Annotated in this window: 19 protein-coding genes; 9 read left to right on the top strand and 10 right to left on the bottom strand. The window is 67.3% G+C overall.

All coding sequences use genetic code 11. From position 1 onward, the window contains the following. The first annotated feature begins 273 nt into the window (after positions 1 to 273). The 3 genes from ACQP2D_RS01355 (at position 274) to ACQP2D_RS01345 (ending at position 2,867) form a co-directional block, all read left to right on the top strand. Positions 274 to 1,407 carry a DNA cytosine methyltransferase gene (locus ACQP2D_RS01355; protein ID WP_433685970.1) on the top strand — a complete coding sequence of 378 codons (1,134 nt, stop codon included), beginning with the start codon at positions 274 to 276 and terminating at the stop codon, positions 1,405 to 1,407. A gap of 13 nt (positions 1,408 to 1,420) precedes the next feature. Further along, positions 1,421 to 1,846 carry a very short patch repair endonuclease gene (locus ACQP2D_RS01350; protein WP_433681917.1) on the top strand — a complete coding sequence of 142 codons (426 nt, stop codon included), beginning with the start codon at positions 1,421 to 1,423 and terminating at the stop codon, positions 1,844 to 1,846. A 283-nt stretch (positions 1,847 to 2,129) separates the two neighbouring features. Further along, on the top strand, positions 2,130 to 2,867 hold the full coding sequence (locus ACQP2D_RS01345; RefSeq protein WP_433681916.1) for a DUF998 domain-containing protein: 738 nt from the start codon (positions 2,130 to 2,132) through the stop codon (positions 2,865 to 2,867). Here ACQP2D_RS01345 and ACQP2D_RS01340 read toward each other — a convergent pair. After that, positions 2,838 to 4,406, bottom strand: coding sequence for an esterase-like activity of phytase family protein (locus tag ACQP2D_RS01340; RefSeq protein WP_433681915.1), 1,569 nt, complete (start codon positions 4,404 to 4,406; stop codon positions 2,838 to 2,840). The genes ACQP2D_RS01345 and ACQP2D_RS01340 overlap by 30 nt on opposite strands. Before the next feature lie 71 nt (positions 4,407 to 4,477). Between ACQP2D_RS01340 and ACQP2D_RS01335 the strand changes: the two genes are divergently transcribed. After that, a complete protein-coding gene (locus ACQP2D_RS01335; RefSeq protein ID WP_355183495.1) occupies positions 4,478 to 4,870 on the top strand; it encodes a RidA family protein in 393 nt (130 codons plus the stop codon). 55 nt (positions 4,871 to 4,925) lie between these two features. Then, positions 4,926 to 5,654 (top strand): maleylpyruvate isomerase family mycothiol-dependent enzyme, encoded by a 729-nt coding sequence (locus ACQP2D_RS01330; protein WP_433681914.1) that lies wholly within the window; start codon positions 4,926 to 4,928, stop codon positions 5,652 to 5,654. A gap of 209 nt (positions 5,655 to 5,863) precedes the next feature. Here ACQP2D_RS01330 and ACQP2D_RS01325 read toward each other — a convergent pair whose 3' ends face one another. From ACQP2D_RS01325 to ACQP2D_RS01305, 5 genes are read right to left on the bottom strand one after another with little or no spacing between them, the layout of a single operon-like run. Further along, positions 5,864 to 6,328 carry a hypothetical protein gene (locus ACQP2D_RS01325; RefSeq protein ID WP_433681913.1) on the bottom strand — a complete coding sequence of 155 codons (465 nt, stop codon included), beginning with the start codon at positions 6,326 to 6,328 and terminating at the stop codon, positions 5,864 to 5,866. Beyond that, entirely contained in the window at positions 6,325 to 7,626 is a 1,302-nt protein-coding gene (locus ACQP2D_RS01320; RefSeq protein ID WP_433681912.1) for a molybdopterin-dependent oxidoreductase, read from the bottom strand. The genes ACQP2D_RS01325 and ACQP2D_RS01320 overlap by 4 nt, the downstream gene beginning before the upstream one ends. Further along, entirely contained in the window at positions 7,623 to 8,288 is a 666-nt protein-coding gene (locus ACQP2D_RS01315; protein WP_433681911.1) for an SAM-dependent methyltransferase, read from the bottom strand. The genes ACQP2D_RS01320 and ACQP2D_RS01315 overlap by 4 nt, the downstream gene beginning before the upstream one ends. Beyond that, the gene (locus tag ACQP2D_RS01310; protein WP_433681910.1) at positions 8,285 to 8,980 is read right to left on the bottom strand and encodes a TIGR04282 family arsenosugar biosynthesis glycosyltransferase; all 696 of its coding nucleotides are present in this window, start codon (positions 8,978 to 8,980) and stop codon (positions 8,285 to 8,287) included. Before ACQP2D_RS01310 ends, ACQP2D_RS01315 begins: the two co-directional genes overlap by 4 nt. Next, on the bottom strand, positions 8,977 to 9,648 hold the full coding sequence (locus ACQP2D_RS01305) for a glycosyltransferase family 2 protein (protein ID WP_433681909.1): 672 nt from the start codon (positions 9,646 to 9,648) through the stop codon (positions 8,977 to 8,979). Before ACQP2D_RS01305 ends, ACQP2D_RS01310 begins: the two co-directional genes overlap by 4 nt. 125 nt (positions 9,649 to 9,773) lie before the next feature. Here ACQP2D_RS01305 and ACQP2D_RS01300 point away from each other — a divergent pair, with 125 nt between their 5' ends. From ACQP2D_RS01300 to ACQP2D_RS01290, 3 genes are read left to right on the top strand one after another with little or no spacing between them, the layout of a single operon-like run. After that, positions 9,774 to 11,114 carry a hypothetical protein gene (locus ACQP2D_RS01300; protein ID WP_433681908.1) on the top strand — a complete coding sequence of 447 codons (1,341 nt, stop codon included), beginning with the start codon at positions 9,774 to 9,776 and terminating at the stop codon, positions 11,112 to 11,114. A gap of 3 nt (positions 11,115 to 11,117) precedes the next feature. Further along, positions 11,118 to 11,813, top strand: a complete 696-nt coding sequence (locus ACQP2D_RS01295; RefSeq protein WP_433681907.1) for a response regulator transcription factor — start codon at positions 11,118 to 11,120, stop codon at positions 11,811 to 11,813. Beyond that, the gene (locus ACQP2D_RS01290; protein WP_433681906.1) at positions 11,806 to 12,831 is read left to right on the top strand and encodes a sensor histidine kinase; all 1,026 of its coding nucleotides are present in this window, start codon (positions 11,806 to 11,808) and stop codon (positions 12,829 to 12,831) included. Before ACQP2D_RS01295 ends, ACQP2D_RS01290 begins: the two co-directional genes overlap by 8 nt. 1 nt (position 12,832) lies before the next feature. Here the strand turns inward: ACQP2D_RS01290 and ACQP2D_RS01285 are convergent, their stop codons facing one another. The 4 genes from ACQP2D_RS01285 to ACQP2D_RS01270 all read right to left on the bottom strand — a co-directional run bounded on the left by ACQP2D_RS01285 (position 12,833) and on the right by ACQP2D_RS01270 (position 16,285). Beyond that, positions 12,833 to 13,891, bottom strand: coding sequence for an NAD-dependent epimerase/dehydratase family protein (locus ACQP2D_RS01285; protein WP_433681905.1), 1,059 nt, complete (start codon positions 13,889 to 13,891; stop codon positions 12,833 to 12,835). Positions 13,892 to 14,061: 170 nt separating this feature from the next. After that, positions 14,062 to 14,619 (bottom strand): carboxymuconolactone decarboxylase family protein, encoded by a 558-nt coding sequence (locus ACQP2D_RS01280; RefSeq protein WP_433681904.1) that lies wholly within the window; start codon positions 14,617 to 14,619, stop codon positions 14,062 to 14,064. A gap of 61 nt (positions 14,620 to 14,680) precedes the next feature. Next, positions 14,681 to 15,064: a hypothetical protein gene (locus ACQP2D_RS01275; RefSeq protein ID WP_433681903.1), complete on the bottom strand. Its 384-nt coding sequence runs from the start codon at positions 15,062 to 15,064 to the stop codon at positions 14,681 to 14,683. Positions 15,065 to 15,112: 48 nt separating this feature from the next. Next, positions 15,113 to 16,285: a nitric oxide synthase oxygenase gene (locus tag ACQP2D_RS01270; protein ID WP_433681902.1), complete on the bottom strand. Its 1,173-nt coding sequence runs from the start codon at positions 16,283 to 16,285 to the stop codon at positions 15,113 to 15,115. A gap of 477 nt (positions 16,286 to 16,762) precedes the next feature. On the opposite strand from ACQP2D_RS01270, the gene ACQP2D_RS01265 reads away from it, so the two are divergent. Continuing rightward, on the top strand, positions 16,763 to 18,103 hold the full coding sequence (locus ACQP2D_RS01265) for an alpha/beta hydrolase (protein WP_433681901.1): 1,341 nt from the start codon (positions 16,763 to 16,765) through the stop codon (positions 18,101 to 18,103). Positions 18,104 to 18,145: the final 42 nt, after the last annotated feature.

Raw genomic sequence — 18,145 nt, 5'->3', positions numbered from 1 at the left:
CCGGGAACTGCGCGTCGACGCTGGAGCGCCGGAAGGGTCAGCAGAAGCGGAAGCTCGAAGAATGCCTGCTGCCGTCGAACGGCCGTGCCTACGCGATTCGACCGTGAGCATTACCGGGGCAACCGATCGGATCGAGTGCACGACACACTACCGTGGCCGTCGCCAGGTCGAGGCGATGACCGCTCGAGTAACCTGCTCACGGAGACGCAGCGCTGGTGGTTCCGAGCGATCCGCGAGCAACCGTGAGAAGGGAAGACTGTGACGGGCGGGCGGATGGTCGGGCTGTTCGCCGGTATCGGCGGGCTGGAGCTCGGCCTCGGCAGCCACGGTTGGCATACCGAGTTGCTCTGCGAGATCGATCCCGGTGCGCAGGCGGTGCTCGCGGCGCGCTTTCCCGGAATTCCATTGCACGCCGACATCACTCGGCTGCGCGCGCTGCCCGCGGGTACCGAACTGGTCGCCGCCGGATTTCCGTGCCAGGACCTATCCCAGGCCGGGCGCACCGCTGGCATCACCGGAAAACGCTCCGGACTCGTGGACGAGGTGTTCCGGCTGGTGCGCCGCCAGCGCGGGCCGCGCTGGCTGCTGATCGAGAATGTGCCGTTCATGCTGCAGCTGGGTCGCGGTGCGGCCATGCGGCATATCACCGGCGCGCTGGAGGAACTCGGCTACACCTGGGCATACCGGGTGGTCGACGCCCGGGCGTTCGGGCTGCCACAGCGTCGCCAGCGAGTGCTGATGCTGGCCTCGCGCACCGAGGATCCGCGCCGGGTGCTGTTCGCCGATGACGCCGGATCGCTCGATCTCGGTGACCCGGAACAGGATCCGTGCGGCTTCTACTGGACCGAGGGCGTGCGCGGACTCGGCTGGGCGGTGAACGCGATCCCGACGCTCAAGGGCGGTTCGGCGCTGGGCATCGCGAGTCCGCCCGCGGTGCGGTTGCCCTCGGGCGAGATCGTCACGCCGGGCATCGTGGACGGTGAGCGGCTGCAGGGCTTCGCCCCCGACTGGACCGAACCGGCGACCTCCGTACCCGGGATCCGGCACGGGCACCGGTGGAAGCTGATCGGCAATGCGGTGAGTGTGCGGATGGCGTCCTGGGTCGGCGCCCGGCTGGCCGCACCGGGCGAGCCGATTCCGGGCGATGAGCCGCTGCCGGCGGGACGGCCGTGGCCGGTCGCGGCGTGGGGCCGGGCGGGCGCCGCCTACCGGCTACCGGTCTCGACCTGGCCGGTACACGAGCCGTATGAGGATCTACACCACTTCCTCACCGACGCGCGGCTGCTCTCCGCACGCGCCACCGCAGGATTCCTGCGCCGCACCGGAATGGGCAATCTACGGTTTCCGCCCGGATTTCTGGCGGATGTGGAGAGTCATCTCGATCGCATGGGCGGCTGGGCGGCATGAGGTGCGATCCGTCATGACCACGAATCGGCGTCCGCCGACCGATGCCGCGACGAGTGCGCGGATGGCCCGCCAACGGCGCGCCGGAACCGGACCCGAACTCGCGTTGCGCCGGGAACTGCACCGGCGCGGACTGCGTTATTTCGTCGACCGCGCGCCGCTGCGCGGGCAGCGTCGGCGCGCGGATCTGGTATTCCCGCGGTTACGGGTCGCGGTCTATGTCGACGGATGTTTCTGGCATCGCTGTCCGCAGCACGCGACCGATCCGAAGAACAACTCGCAGTGGTGGGCGGACAAGTTGCGCGGCAATGTCGCTCGCGACCGGGCCACCGATGCGGCGCTGGCCGCGGCGGGGTGGCAGGTGGTGCGGATATGGGAACACGAGGACGCGGCCACGGCGGCCGACCGGGTCCAGGCCGCCCTGGCCGAGCGAGCCAACTGACACCGACACGCCGTCGCTAGCGGCGGTGCCGCACCCGAACCAGCGTGTGCGGCGCGTGCGCGGCCAGGTAGCCCGACACCGCCATTACCGCCAGCACCATGAACCCGGCGATGGCCGTTGCGAATCCGATCATGGGAACCTCCTCAGGTCTACCGAGCATCGCGAACGGACCTGACAGAAGCCTGTGTCCGAGTTGGTAATGAGGTGTGCGAAAGAGCTGTCGGTTAGGACACACTGACCTACTGTTGAACACCGGACCAGCGAGGAGGCGGAGAATGGTCCAGTGATTGATCGCCGGAGGATCGCCGAACGACACGTCCTGGTGGCCTGCGGGCTCATCGCGGCGGCGATCGCGATCGCCGGACTCTGCTATTCGTCCTGGTTGCTCGAGTTCGTACTGAAGATCGATGTCGATCCGGTGAACTCGTTCCTCAGTGAGCTCGATGCCGAGGGCAAACCGCACCGCGAGGTATTCGCCACTGCGGACAAGATCGTAGGTGTGCTGCTGATGCCAGCGGCGATCGCCGGGCTGCTGTTGTTTCCGCGCCGCAGATTCACCACCATCGGCTGGGTCGCGCTGTTCTGCTTCGGCGCCGCGACCGTCGGCGACGTACTGCTGCCGCTGCGTGATTGCACCCCGGAGAACAACGCCGAATGCGGCGGCGGTGGCAGCGAACTGTTCCCGCAGCTACATCAGCCGCATGCGCTGACCAGCACCATCGCGGTTACCGCCATCGCCATCGCGACCTTCGCGTTCAGCCTGGCCGCGTTCCGCTATCACCGCTGGCGAATACTGCGCGAGGTCGGACTGGTGGTACTGGTGATCGGGTCGGCGGCGACCATATGGATGCTGGTCGCCGACAACCTGACCGGCAATTACGCACTCGGGATCGCCCAGCGGATCCAGGTCGGATCGATGTCGCTGTGGTTGATCACGTTGGCGGCGGCGGTGATTCTGGAAGGCCGCGAGTGGATCGAGGGTGATTCCGGTTCAGCCGACCTTGATCCTGACGGTGTGTGAATCGACCTTCGCGGGCAGTTTGGTGGTGTCGACCTGGAGGATTTCGCCGGAGTCCTGCAGACCGTTGGGCAGCGTTTTGGGCTTCAGGCCGAAGGGCGGCTGCTCGCCCTTGCCGGCGGCGAGGCCGAAATCGCTGTCGTTGGCGATGTAGAGGGTCTTACCGCCGTCCAGGGTGGCGACGCCCTCGATCTTGTCGTGACCGTAGAATTTGCCGTCCGCGTTCAGGCCGGTGATCAGCCCGGTGAAGTCCAGGTTCGCGGTCTTGGCGACGGGAGTGACGCCCGCCTTCCGCAACGCCGCGACGCCGTCGTTCGTCGAGACGGTGCCGACCAGGGTCTCCAGTGGCTTGCCGTCGATCTGGAGCCCGCCGCGTTCCGGATCGTAGTGCGCGCCCGCGACCTTCGACTCCGGGCCGACATCGGTGGCGCCGGAGATATCGACGGTCCACAGTTTCTTATCGGCCTTCGGGGGCAGGTTGCCGTCGCGCTCGTCGACCAGGAAGGTGGTGGCGCTGAGCGCGGTGATCTCGGAGTCGGCGACCTTGGTGCTCTTCGGATCCTGCAGCGGGAGCACGAATTCCTTGACCGTCTTGGTCTTCAGGTCGACGGTCACGATGCGGGTCATCGGCACATCCTTGGCCGAACCGTCCAGGTCGGGGGTTTTCAGACCGCTCTGCACCACACCGACGAGCGTGCCGCCGTCCGGGGTGATGGTCAGACCCTCCATGCCCTGGTTCGGGGTGCGCAGCGAAAGCTCCTTGGGCAGACCGGCGCCCGGACCGAGGCGCTCCAACTCGGTGCCCTTGCCGTCGAAATGCACCAGGAACGGACCGTATTCATCGGAGACCCAGAAGGTGCCGTCGGCCAGGGCGACCAGCCCCTCGGGGTCGAGGCCGTGGTCGGTGGGTGGCAGCACATTTCCGGCGAGGTCCTTGATGGTCTCGCCGGTGCTGGCCGCGATATCCACCTGACCGTTGAACGGGGTGCCGTTGGCGGTGTGCAACTCGATCGTCGACTGCAGCACCGCGCGATTGCCGACCAGTTTGAACCGGCCGATCTTGGGCACGAAGCCCGGTGTCGGCGTGAGCTTCTCGTTCTTGCCGGGACCGTCCACATTGGGGCCGCGGTCGGTGAGGCCGTAGAACTCGCCCGGTGCGCCGGGCACCGGTGTCCACGCCGAGCCGTAGCCGCTGGCCTGCACTGTGGTGCCGCCGAATTCGCCGAGCGGCGGAAGATCGGTGGTGTACAGGCGAACCGCGTCGGTGGTGCCGACCTTCAACTCGTCGGTGCCGGTGTAGCCGGGCTTCGGCTGGTAGACCAGTGCGCCGTCGAGGCGGCGGGTCAGCGTGCCGTGTTCCGGATCGGCGATCGTCACGGCGGCGCTGCCCCCCGTGGCGGCCAGCAGATCGTCGAGGGAGATCACCAGCGGCTGATCCTTGGCCACGGTGAAATCGGCCTTACCGTCCGAGGACGAGCAGCCTGCGGCCAGCACGCCGATGCAGAGGACGGCGACGGCGGTAATACGGGTGTGCGCTTTCACCGTGTCTGCCTACCGCGTACATCCGACAAAAGCCCTACGGCCGAATGACCAGTTGATGTCATGCTGTCGCCATGGGTGATCGCGTGAATATCGCTTCGGGTTCGGAGTTCGAGGATATCGTCGGCTACTCGCGCGCGGTCCGCGTCGGCAATACGGTCGTGGTGAGCGGCACCACCGCCTCGCTGCCCGGCGGCGATGCGGTCGGCGGCGCCGATATCGGCGAACAGACCAGGGAAACCCTGCGCCGCATCGCATCCGCACTCACCGACGCCGGTGCGAGTCTGGCCGATGTCGTTCGGACCCGCATCTTCGTCACCGATATCTCGCGCTGGCCCGAGGTCGCCAAGGCGCACGCGGAAGTATTCGGCGATATCCGTCCGGCCGCGTCGATGTACGAGATCAAGGCGCTGATCACGCCCGCGCTGCTGGTGGAAATCGAGGCCGACGCGATCGTCGGCGAATAGCGCCGTGACGCGGTTTCTCGGGCGGGGCCGGTGCTGAATCGCTAGGGTCGGACGGGTGACCAGCGATGCTGCGGAGACCACGGTTCAGCTCGAGACCGTTGCCGAGGCCACGGCACGGCTGTTCGAGACCGTTCGTGGTCTCGAGGACGATGTGAGCGTGCCCTCGCTGCTGCCCGGTTGGAGCCGGGGGCATGTGCTGGCGCATCTGGCGCGCAATGCCGACAGTCTGGTCAATCTGTTGCTGTGGGCGCGCACCGGAGTCGAAACTCCGCAGTACGCAAGCATGTTCCTTCGGGACTCGGATATCGAAGCGGGTGCGCCGCGGCCGCTCGGCGAGCAGCTGGCCGATAACGAAGCCGCGGCGAACCGCTGGCTCGCGCTGGCCCAGACCACGCCTGCGGAGGCCTGGACGGCGACCGTGCGCACTCGGCAGGGCAGGCCGATTCCGGCGACCGAGGTCATCTGGATGCGGCTGCAGGAGGTAGAGATCCACCATGTCGATCTGGCCGCCGCTTACCTACCTGCCCACTGGCCGAGTGAATTCGTCGCCCGTCTGCTGCCCCGGGCCACCGCGGATCTGACCAAAGCCATTGCCGCGGCACCCGACCCGGCACCCGCATTCGAAGTGCACACCACCGATTCCGATTTCACCGCCACCATCGGCACGGGGTCCCCGGATCACACGATCACGGGCTCCGCCTCCGATGTGCTCGCCTGGCTCCTCGGGCGATCCGAAGGGGCGGATCTGAGTGGAGCGCTCCCGGTACTTCCCTCTTGGAAATGAGCCTGGGCGCTCAGCGTGTTCGCGCGTCGGCAGCGGCACTCCCGACAACACCGTCACCGGATCGGCCCCTGCCGTGCTCGCCCGGCTCGTCGGGTGGTCCCGAGTCCTGCCGTCCTGGAAGTGAGCTTGCGGTAGCGCGTCCCTGCGACGGACTCGACTCCACTGCGATCCGTCGCTCTTCGCCCTGCCGCGCAACTAGTGCGCACCGGCTATGGTCCGGTCTTCGCCGCTCGCGGAGTCCGAAGGTCTCCTTTCCGGATGCGGGCATGCCGTCGGCCGGAGCGGTTCGTCATGGCGTGGGCAGTGAGGACCAAGGACCACACGAGCAGCAGGGCGACCGTCAGCCCGAGGGGGTAGTCGCGGTCCAGCACGGTCGGATTACTCGGCATGGTGTTGCGACGGTCGAGCACCGGAAGGGCGATCAGGACGAGGGCCACCGAGCAGATGGCACCACTGGCGGTGACTGCCCACCAGGTAGGTGGAAGGAGGCGGCGGGCGGTCAGTCCGAAAGCCGCGCAGACCGGGGCGAAGACCGCGTCGTGGACCAGGATGCCGCCCGCGAACCAGATCGCGACGGAGGCGAGATCGGTTGGCGGCAGATCGAATAGGCCGCTGATGCCGTACCAGCCGAGCCAGACGCCGAGGATGAGCAGCAGGATGCGGACCGCCGTCATGACAGAACCTCGATTTCGGACAGCCATTTCGTTTGCAGAACGCCGGGCCGGTTGGGGGCGATGAGGCGGCAGGGATAGCCATGATCGAGGTCGAGGGTTTCGCCGTTGATGGTCAAGGCGACCAATGTGCTCGCGTCGACGACATGACGTTGCGGGAGAACGGAACTGCCGTAGATGCCGGTCTGCTCCAGGGAGCTGAATCGCACATCGCCGCCTGGATAGTTCCCGACCGCCGCCAGCAGGTCGAGCAGGCGAACGCCGGACCAGTCGGCACCCGCACTCCAGCCCTCGACACAGGCGATCGGCAGGCTGGCCCGGGTCTGTGGCAGGGCAAGCAGTTCGTCTCGGGTGAACTGGCGCTGCCGATCGCCCACCGTCACCGTCAGCCGGTACTCGGCATCGCGGGCCCGCTCATCGACGCCCGCCGCGGCGGCCGATCGATTGACCGGAACCCCTTGCGGCCCATGCCCACTGCGTGGCGCCAGCACGGCGGCCCAGCGCAGGAAGGGGACGGTCTGTCCGGCAACGGCCAAGCCCGCGGCAACGGCGGCAAGACTCGCGCCGGTCAGTACCGCGCGACGCGAAATGGGAGGTCTGGTCTCCGGCGTCGTTTGCCCTGGAGTCCCGATCGTCGGCGGGGTACTGGATTCGAGCTGGGATCCGGTGAACTCGGCCGGGGATTCGACTCCGGGGTCGGTCAGCGGGCGTTGCAGTGCGTCGCGGATAACGGGCAGTTTGACCGCCAAATGCACCGCGAGAGCGCCGACGGCGAGATAGGCCATGGCGTAATGCGCGGTGGGAAAGAAGAATTTCCACGGGTAGTACTGGGCGATATTGAGCAGTCCGGTCGACAGTTGGAAGATCGTCGCGCCGACGAGCAGGGCGATGGAACCGCGTTCGAGCATGCGCAAGGGCGAACCGATGATCGGACGCCGGAACAGCCTTGGGTATACCGCCCACAGCTTCACCAGCAGCAGAGGAATGGCGGCGACACCCGCGATCACATGGGTGCCCTGGGTGACCCGGTACAGCCAGACGGGATGGGCGGGCCACCAGAACCAGCTCGGCGGATGCTGGATCCAGTGACTCAATAGACCGGTCACGAAGCAGACCAGGATCGCGGTGCCGAGGGCGATGCCAACGCGACTCGCGACCTCGGGTCCACGTGCGGATGTCGGGCGCACCGCCGCGGTACCAACGTTCGCGCGGACTCGCAACGACCGCAGCACAGTCACGAGACGATGTGCCGGGCGCACCACCGCACTGGGTCGGAGCATCGTGCCTCGAGTCTTCGTCATGACGCCCTGCTCACCGTCTGCATCGAATGTCCACCCCAACGCAGCCACCCGATGTATCTACCGGACACCTCCATGGCCGCCAGCAGGCGAAATCCCGCCGCGCCGGCCAGGTCCTCGGCACGCTCCACACCCACGCGCGCCCACGGAAACCATTCCCCCACCCGGGTTCTCGTTTCCAGCCGGATCGGATGCGCCACCACACCGGTTCCGGGGCGGGCGAATTCGACCACCGCGATGCCATCGCGGGCGAGCAGTTCACCCGCGCGGGTCAACATGCGCACCGGATCGCCGCCGATGCCGATATTGCCGTCCGCCAGAATCGCATAGGACCAGCGGCCGGACCCGGGCAGCGGTCCGAACAGGTCGCGCCGCAATGCCGGTGCACCGCGAAATCTGGTGGCCGCGACGGCCATCGGCGAGATGTCGACCCCGAGTGCGACGACACCGCGCCGCAGCAATGCGGTGACCAGCCGTCCCGGACCACATCCCAGGTCCACAGTCGGTCCGTCGCAGCAGCAGGTCAGCGCGGTATCGGCGCGGCTGTCGGCAGCGTCGAAACCCAACCAGCGCCGGGTCCGCAGCCGATGGCGTCGGCCATCGGTATCGCGTACCCAGCAGTCCTCGCCCGCCAGCGCCAGATCGAAGATATCGATACCGCTCATCGGGGTGCCAGTACGGAGCGGTGCAGGTGCTGGACCAACCGGGCGAACCGTCCGTCGGATGCGGCGGCCACCTCCAGGGCGTCGGCGAAGGTGTCGACATCGTGGTAGCGCGGCAGCGCACGCACCCGCAGATCGCAGCGCAGCATGGCATCTCGGGTGAGTTCGCCGGTCCGGTCGGTCGACATGGGCACCTCGACCAGCGTGCGAGCCGCCCGCGGCGTCGGCAGCCCGAGCGCCCACCAGCCGCCGTCCTCGGCGGGACCGAGCAGTGCGTCACCGCGCAGGACCAGCTCGCGAGCGGCCCAGGTCAGGACATCCGGGCCGATCTGCGGTGTGTCCATGCCGATCTGCAGCACCGGCACTCCGTATCGTGCGGCATCGGCGTGGGCATTGGCCAAGCGCTCGCCGAAGGATGCGCCGCGCTGCGCGATGACCTCGAAATCGGCCAACACCCTTGCCACCTCATCGGCGCATTCGGCGTCGGCGAGCGCCCCGGTGAACGCGACGACATGGTGCGCGACCGGACTGCGCGACACCGATTCCAAGGTGTCCAGCAGTGCTGCCGCCGCGACCCGGGCCGCGTCACGCGGCGAAAGCGGTGGTGTCAGACGGGTTTTGGCGAGTCCGGGAATCGGGGCCTTGGCCAGCACGAGCAGTGTCGCGGCCACGGGCGACGGGCGGCCGTAGTTCATCGCAGCACCGCCAGGAAGTCCCGGGTGGCACGCAGGGTGCCGAGCCATGATCCGGACACCTTCGAAACACCGCCGGCCCGTGGCCGATACGCGATATCGCGCTCGACCACCCGCCAGCCCGCACCTGCCGCACCGATCAGCAGGTGCAGTGGATAGCCGGAGCGGCTGTGCAGCGGGCCGAGGGACAGCAGCGCCGCACGGCGGGCCACCCGCATGGCACCGATATCGTGCACGGGCAGCCCGTAGCGGCGGCGCAGCCGCCCGGCGATGACGAGATTGCCCAGTCGCGCATGCCACGGCCACACACCCCGACGCACCGGCTTGCGCCGTCCGACGGCGAGATCCGCACCCGCACGCACCAAGTCGACCAGCGGCGGCAGCTCACCCGGATCCATCGATCCGTCGCCATCCAGAAAGGCGACCAAATCCGTACCGGCGGAGGCGATTCCGGCCTGCACCGCGGCCCCGTACCCGGGCCGCGCCTCGGATACCACGGCAGCGCCGTACCGGCGTGCCACCTCGGCCGTCGCATCGGTCGAGCCATTGTCCACCACCAGCGCATGGAATCCCGCCGGAATGGCGGCGAGCACGGCTGGCAACGCTTCAGCTTCGTCCCGGCACGGGATGACCACGGTCACGCCGTCGGGGATGTGGAAGGTCTCGGTCACGGTTTCGACGCTAAGCCACGCAGTGCCGAATCGATGCGGCGAAACTCCTGACGAAACAGTGACATCAATGCCCGGAACCCCTCGAGCACCGGTTTTTCGGGCGCTGCGGCCCTATCGTGAGGTTCGTGCATGACGTGACGGAGGCTGTGCCGCGCCCACGGGGCCGGTTATCGGGCGAGCTGGTTGGCGCGGGCATCGCCGCTGCGCTCGTATTGGCAGCATTCACTATCCCGCGAATTGCCAGCGAACACTGGCGCAGCAAGCTCTACGCGGGTGCGGCGCCGCTCTTCGGCGACTGGTTGACGCACGTCGGCTGGGGTTCGGTACCGGCCATCGCGGTCGCGATACTGGTCATCCGGTTCGGTCCCGCGCTGGCCGAGCGATTGCCCTGGCGACGCCTGCTGACCCTGTCCTGGCTGACCACCGTGACCTGGGCGTTCGCCTTGGCGATGATCGACGGCTGGCAGCGCGGATTCGCCGGACGGCTCACCACCACGCACGAGTATCTGCACGAGGTGCCCGGTGTCCGCGATATCCCGGCGATGCTGCGCGGCTTCTCCGGCCGCATCCTGGACTTCCAACCGGATTCGTGGACCACCCACGTGTCCGGGCATCCACCCGGCGCACTGCTGTTCTTCGTACTGCTCGATCGCATCGGCCTGGGCGGCGGCGGCTGGGCCGGACTGGCCTGCCTGCTCATCGGATCGAGCGCGATTGTCGCGGTCGCGGTCACGCTGCGGGCATTCGGTGTCGAGGACCGGGCCCGAAAGGCCCTGCCGTTCTTGACGATAGCGCCGGCCGCGGTATGGATCGCGGTCTCCGCCGATGCGGTATTCGCCGGTGTGACGGCGTGGGCGGTCGCACTGCTGGCGATCGCCGTCGGGCAGCCGCGACGCCGGTGGATCGCCGTGGCTTCCGGTGTGCTCTTCGGCCTGGGAATCTATCTCAGCTACGGCCTCGTCATCATGGCCGTACCGGCCGTCGCGGTCCTGATCGCGGGCCGAACCGCCCGACCGCTGCTGCCCGCGCTACTCGGCGCGCTGCTCGTCGCGGCGGCCTTCACCATGGCCGGCTTCTGGTGGCTCGACGGGTATCACCTGGTGGTCGAGCGTTACTACCAGGGCATCGCCACCGAGCGTCCCTATGCGTACTGGGTGTGGGCGAACCTCGCCGCCACCGTCTGCGCGGTCGGCCTGGCCACCGCCGCCGGGATACCGCGCACGCTCTCGCACCCGCGCGAACCAGGCGATCCGACCGCGCTCTTGGTGGCGGCTGGTTTGTGCGCGATATTGGTGGCAGACCTCAGTGGCCTGAGCAAGGCGGAGACCGAGCGCATCTGGCTGCCGTTCGACATCTGGCTCATGGCCGCGACCGCGTTTCTGCCGCGGTCCACTGTCCGAGTCTGGCTATTCGTCCAAGCGCTCGGCACCCTGGTACTCGCCCACACGATCCTGACGAATTGGTAAGCCATGTGCATTCTGATCGCCGATGACGACCCACTGGTCCGTGATGTGGTGCGGCGCTATCTCGAACGTGACGGGCTGACCGTCGTGGAGACCGCCGACGGTCCCTCGACCATGGCCCAACTGACCGACCCCACCGGCGACCCCGTCGAACTGGCCGTCCTCGATGTCATGATGCCCGCTCCCGACGGCATCGAGATCTGCCGCGCGGTGCGCTCGGGCCCGCGGCCGGACACCCCGATCATCCTGCTCACCGCGCTCGGCGACGAGGACGATCGGGTACTCGGCCTGGAGGCGGGCGCCGATGACTATGTCACCAAACCGTTCAGTGCCCGCGAACTCGCGCTGCGGGTCGCCTCGGTGCTGCGGCGTTCGCAGGCAGTACGGCAGCCGGGTGCGGAGGTGCTGCGCGACGGTGCCGTCGAGGTGCGGCCGGATTCGCAGTCGGCGCTGGTGGACGGAGTGCCGGTGGATCTGACCGCGCGCGAATACGATCTGCTCGTGTTCCTGCTGCGCCATCCACACCAGGTGTTCAGCCGCGAGGAACTGCTGGCCAAGGTGTGGGGCTGGGATTTCGGCGATTTGTCCACCGTCACTGTGCATATCAAGCGGTTGCGCGCGAAACTCGGCGACCGGCACCGCATCGAGACGGTGTGGGGTCGCGGCTATATCTGGGGTCGGAATGGAGAATCCAGTGCCTGAAGACACCGTCCAGCTGATTGCCTACGCACTCGTGTGTTCGCTCCCGATCGTCGCCCTCGGCGCGGTGATCCTGCGCGCCACCAGCAACCGTTCCATGACCACCAGCATGGCGGTGCTGGTGCTGATCCCGACCCTGTCCACGCTGGCGGGCGTCATCGGGGTCAGCGGGTTGATGTTCACCGACGAACTGGAGCGCACCGCCGTCGTACTCGCGGTGGTCGCGGCGGTCACCGTACCCGCCGCCCTGCTGCTCGGGCGGGAGCAGGCCCGAAAGACGGTCTGGGAAAAGCAGATCCGCGAACAGGAACGGATGGCCGAACGCTCCCGCCGAGAACTCGTCGCCTGGGTGAGTCACGATCTGCGGACCCCGCTGGCCGGCATTCGCGCCATGGCCGAGGGACTTTCGGACGGCGTGCTCACCGGCACCGCCGAGGTGGCCCGCTACGCCGAACAGATTGTGCGCGAGACGGATCGGCTCTCGGTCATGGTCGACGATCTGTTCGAGATGTCGAAGATCAATGCCGGCGCATTGCGACTGGAACTGGAGCCGGTCGATCTGCGCGAGCTGATCGATGAAGTGCTCGCCGCCAACCGCCCGAACGCCGAGCGCGCCAAGGTGCTCTTGCGCGCCGAACAACCCGAGTCCGAAATCGTCGTCGCGGCCAGCGACCGCGCCCTCGGCCGGGTACTGACCAACCTCGTCTCCAATGCCATTGCCCACACCCCGCCCGGCGGCCAGGTCGCGATCTCCGCTGGCACCGCAGGCGGCCAGGCGTGGGCGCGGGTCGACGACACCGGACCGGGTATTGCCGAGGCGGACCTGCCGCGCATCTTCGAGGTCGCCTACCGCGGCACCGCCGCCCGCTCCCCCGTCGCCTCCGACGGCGTGTCCTCCGGAAGCGGTATGGGCCTCGCGATCGCCGCCGGACTGGTCGAAGCCCACCACGGCGATATCACCGCCGAGAACCGGGACCAGGGCTGCCGCTTCGAAGTTCGGCTGCCCCTCAGCGGAAACTGAGTCACATCAGCGGCGCTCCCGCCCCGGCGACCGCGCGCAGCGGTGCGAAGGCGAATTCGGCCAGGCCGTCGAGCGGATCCACCTGCGCGGTGAATCCCAGAGTGCGTTGCGCCTGTTCGGGACTGGCGACAATATGGCGCACATCACCGGGTCGATAGCGGCCGGTGATCTCCGGTTCCGGCCCGCCGCGAGCCGCGGCGAGGGCCGTGGCGACCGCGCCGATGGTGATCGGCCGTCCCGAGGCGATATTGAGCGGCAGGAACCCGGTGTGCGGATATTCGACCGCCGCGAGATTCGCCGCCGCGATATCGCTGACATGGACGAAATCCCGTGCCTGCCCGCCATCCTCGAATACCTGCGGCGGTTTTCCCGCCTCCAATGCGGACCGGAATATCGCCGCGACACCGGAATACGGTGTATCCCTCGGCATATCGGGACCGTAGACATTGTGATAGCGCAGCGCGGTCACTCCGGAATCGGTCACCGCGGCCCACGCGGCCGCGTAATGCTCCTGCGCCACCTTCGCCGCCGCATAAAGACTGCGCGGCCGCAGCGGCGCGCTCTCGGGTACCGCCTCCCAACTCAGCACCGCGTCGGAATCCGGATCCCGATGCTCGTACATCCCTTTCTCGAGATCTCCCCGCCTGCGCACCCCGACCTCGACTGCCCCGGGCCGCACGCCCCGATACCGTCCCTCCCCATAGACCACCATCGACGACGCCAATACCAAACGCCGACATCCGGCCCGATCCATCGCCGCGAGCAATACCGCCGTTCCGAGGTCGTTATGGCTCGCGTAGGCGGGCGCGTCCTGCGCACTGACCCCGGCCCCCACCACCGCCGCCTGATGACACACCACATCGACCCCGCGCAATGCCGAATCCAACGCATCCGGATCCCGCACATCGACCACCCGCACGTGCTCCGGCGCTCGGGCACCGACCCCGTGCGCGGCGGGCAACATCACGTCGACGGCGACCACATCGTGCCCCGCATCGACCAACGCCCGATGCACCCGCGACCCGATGAACCCGGCCGCCCCGGTCAATAGCACCCGCATATCAACACCGCCCCGGGCACAGCGGCAATCCCCGGCGCACACCACGGTTCTCCAAGGTCATGAACCCGATTCTGCTGCCAGACCCGCGACATTTCGCCCAACCGCGCCGCCACGTCAGACTTTCGTCACGATCATCCGGCCACCCGAGAACACCGCTGAAGCGCGCCGCTTCAAACGCCCCGAGAGAAATAACGCACTGGAGGTGGGGTTCGGTAACCGAAGGCCTTGATGAAACGGGCGCTGAGACGGGTTTGGCGGTCTTCCAGCGCCTCGGCGCCGACGGTATTCATCACTCGGTTGATCACACTGAAAAAGGTTGCGACCCACACAGCTTCATCGAAAGCCTCGGCAGTGACACCCGACTGGCGAATCTTGTCGGCGTCGCCGGGGGTCAGGCCGTCGGGGTCACGGACCATCTTGCCCACGAATTCGAGCATGGCGCGTGCTTCGGGGCGAAGGGGGGAACTATCGCCGCCGGCCAAGGCTTCGTCGACCAAATCGGCGGCGAGATAGGCACCCGCGATGCCGCGATGGGCGGAGTGACAGAAGGGGCATTCATTGGATTGCGATGCTCGGGTCGCGAAGATTTCGCGTTCGGCGACGGTCCAGAATGACGGACCGCGCAGGGCGTCCTGGATGAGGTCGGACAGTGGGGTGCCGAAGTAGCGGTGGCGGTAGAAGAGGACCTTCAGAACCGCGGGAACCTCGGCTCCGCTGAAGCGCTCCATGCAAGCGAACATGATTCGCGCCGGGCGTCCCTGGCGGGATTCGACTGCGTCGATCCACATTTCAATGCCCTTCCCAGCAGCGGCGAGCGGCGCGGTAGCGGCGGTCGGCGGCACCGTAGGCCGCGATGATCGCCGCCTCGAATATCTCGTCGTCGCCGCGACCGGCCTCGGAGAGCGTGGTGATGTTCTTCTCGGTGATCCGATATGAGCGTTCGGCGACCAGATCGACGAAGGCGGCGAGCTCATCGGGAAGCGCGGCATTGTGGATCGCATCGGCTCGAGCTGTCTCGTCTCGACCCGTATCGCCTTGGCCCGCACCGTCTCCGGCCGAACCACCGGCCCGCGCCCGAATCAACCGCCGCACCTCGACCGGCAGCCGACCCGGCGCACTTTCCAAATGTGCGCCGAAGCCATCCCATTTCGAGCCCATAGAGCGCCGTGCCATGGCGTCATTCTTGCCGATCGACGGTGCTACCCGCCGGCAAAACGAAGATCAGATTTCGCCCTCGCCGCCGAAATCCCGCCGCACGAAGTTGGGCCGCAGATCCGGCTCGGGTTCGTCGTAATAGCGGTGGAAGGTCGGAGTAAGACCCGATGAGATCGGCGGATTGACCCAGCTCCAGTCCGTCGGGCATTTGCGGCCCGCGGCCTGCTCGCGGTTGACGTGGTCGCAGAACTGTTTGGCAACGGTGTGATGGTCGACGATGTACACCCCCGACTTCCGGAAGCTGTGCAGCACCGCACGATTCAGTTCCACCAGTGCTCGATCGCGCCATAGCGAGCGTTCGGTCCTGGTGTCCAGGCACATCATTTCGGCGATGAGCGGCAGCATGTTGTAGCGGGTGGTGTCGCTGAGATTGCGTGCGCCGATCTCGGCGCCCAGATACCAGCCGTTGAACGGCGCGAACGGGTAGGTGATGCCGCCGACCTCCAGGTTCATATTCGAAACCGCGGGCAGGGCGTGCCATTTCAGGCCGAGTCCGGCGAACCAGTCGAATTCGGGATGTTCCAACTCGACCTCGCGCGCCAACTCGGGCGGCACATCGAACCAGCGAATCGGCTCGTCCGGGGTGCTGATCAGCACCGGCAGGATGTCGAAGGGGGTGCCCGCGCCACGCCAGCCGAGTTTCATGGCGAATTCGGTGATCGCGATATTGGCGGCGTCGCCGGTCACCGTGCCGTCACCATTGCGGTATCCGGCGTAGCGGATGAGTTGTGGACTGACAATGCGGAATTCACGGCCGTCGGCCTGGCGCGGCGGTCCGACGGTGATCATCGATTGGATGGCGCCGCCATTGGTCGCCATATGCAGGTGCTGCCAGCAGACCTCGGCGAGGTCGCGGGCCGAGCGCACCCGCCGTGCGTCGAGCAATTTCAGTGATCGCCAGTGTTTTCGCCCGACGCAGCGGGCGTGGTTGCGCCACGCGAGCTTGGCGCCGATGAGGATCTCCTCGGCGGTCTGCACGTAGCTGCCGGTTTGTTGGAGCTGTTCCAACGCGGTGCGGCGGCGTTGCGGGGACAGGTGCGCGAGTTCGGGCAGTCGGAAGAACTCATCGCATTCCCGCAACCGCCTTGTCAGATCTGGGCCGAAAGGCTTTGTGTCAGCGGTGCGTTCGAGCGACACGACGGGTAACGCTTGGTTCACGGTATTTCTCCGGTCGGACATCAGGTACTGCGGCAACACAGACAGGCATTGATCGACAGAGAATTTCGCGCGCGGAGCGCAGCTGACACCGGGATGGGCGGGCGGTCCGCGAGTTAGCCTCCACGTTGCGGGACGTCCGAAAGCGAAAGGCTGATCCTGAATCGGCGCCGAGCAGGCTGTCGGGTTGCCGTCCGCGCACACAGCGGCATGACCTGCCTGCTGATGTTTGCTGTCAACGATCATGCTCGTCCCGATCGACACCCGAAAAGGCCCGTGTAGAAGGGTAGGACCGGTGTGCTGGCCGTGTGCCTGAATTCGACGTATTGCCTGTTCGGAATCTGCCGACACACCGCAGGGCACCGACAACTGTTCACCGATCGGCCCAACCCGACCGACCTGTATGTTGCTGCCGCAGTACGGTTATTCGATCGGTCGTCCAGCAACGAGGTCGGCTCGTGCGCAGGAGTGTCGATACGTCGGCGACCATGCTGGCAGTGCATGTCATCGGCCGGGTCCAGTTTGCGCCGGGCCATCACGTCGACAGGGACCGCCGCGTGGATCGAGAATCCGAATCCGAGTGATCTCGGTTACATTGTCGCGGAGCCGTTCGTCGTCACCTGGGCGATCGCGGCGGGGGTGGGGCACGTCACCGGAGCGGAACGCGGCTGGCAGCGCATCTCGCCGCAGAGCAACCCGCAACAGTGGCTCGAATCACATAATGACCGGCCTTTCCATTGCTGGAGCGTCCACGTTCGCATTTCTGGCAGGATGGTCGGCATGCTGTCTCGGCGGGAGGTGCGGCGTTGGGTCTCCAGCGCAATCGTGAGCGTCGCACTGATCGCCGGTGCGGCCGTGTTCGGGGCGCCGCATGGACTGGCCGCTCCCGGCGATGCCCGGCCCAATACCGGATCGGCGGACGGTCCGGATCCCGCGGCGCCGACCGTCCCCAACGTGCCGCCGCCCTCGATCGATCACATCGTGCCCATCAACGACCGGTGGCTGCGGGTATGGGTGAACTCGCCCGCGATGAGCCGGACCGTCGAGGTGCAGGTGCTGCTCCCGCGCGACCAGACGCATCCGCGCCCCACCGTGTACATGCTCGACGGCCGCAGCGCCGAGGCGGAGAGCAATAACTGGACCACACTCGGGCACGCCGACCGGTTCTTCGAGGACAAAAACGTCAATGTGGTGCTGACGGTCGGCGGACCGGCCAGCTTCTACACCGACTGGAAGCGCCCGGATCCGGTGCTCGGCACCAATATGTGGGAGACCTTCCTGACGCGCGAGCTCCCGCCGCTCATCGACGCGAAGTTCAACGGCAACGGACGCAATGCCGTCATGGGCGTCTCGATGGGCGCCGAGGCCGCGATGATGCTGGCCATCCGGCAGCCGAAGCTGTACACGGCGGTGGCCGGACACAGTGGCTGCTTCTCCATGGGCACCGATCTCGGACAGGCGCAGGCTCGCGCGGTGGTGGCGACCTATGGCGGCACGCCGGACAATATGTTCGGCGATCAGCACGATCCCGCCTGGCTCGACCACGACGTGCTGCTGCATGCGGAAGCGTTGCGCGGCAAGGCGATCTATCTGTCGGTCGGCAGCGGCCTCCCCGGCCGATACGACACCCTGGACAACCCGGATGTGGTCAGCACCGTCGGTTTCGGCGGTCCGCTCGAGGCCGCCACCAATCTGTGCACCAGCAGGCTGACCGATCGGCTCACCGCACTCGGGATTCCGGTGACCGCCACCTTCCGGGCGACCGGAACCCACTCATGGCCGTACTGGGCCGACGAGCTGGGCCAGTCGTGGCCGACGATCGCGCGGGCGCTGGGCATCTGAGGCGTGCTGGGCGTCCGAGGCGTTCGGGTTCGAACCGTCTCG

Source organism: Nocardia sp. CA-119907 (assembly GCF_050955995.1).
GTDB lineage: Bacteria > Actinomycetota > Actinomycetes > Mycobacteriales > Mycobacteriaceae > Nocardia.
The sequence above is the reverse complement of the archived record's forward strand: the minus strand, read 5'-3'. Positions and strand labels throughout refer to the sequence as shown.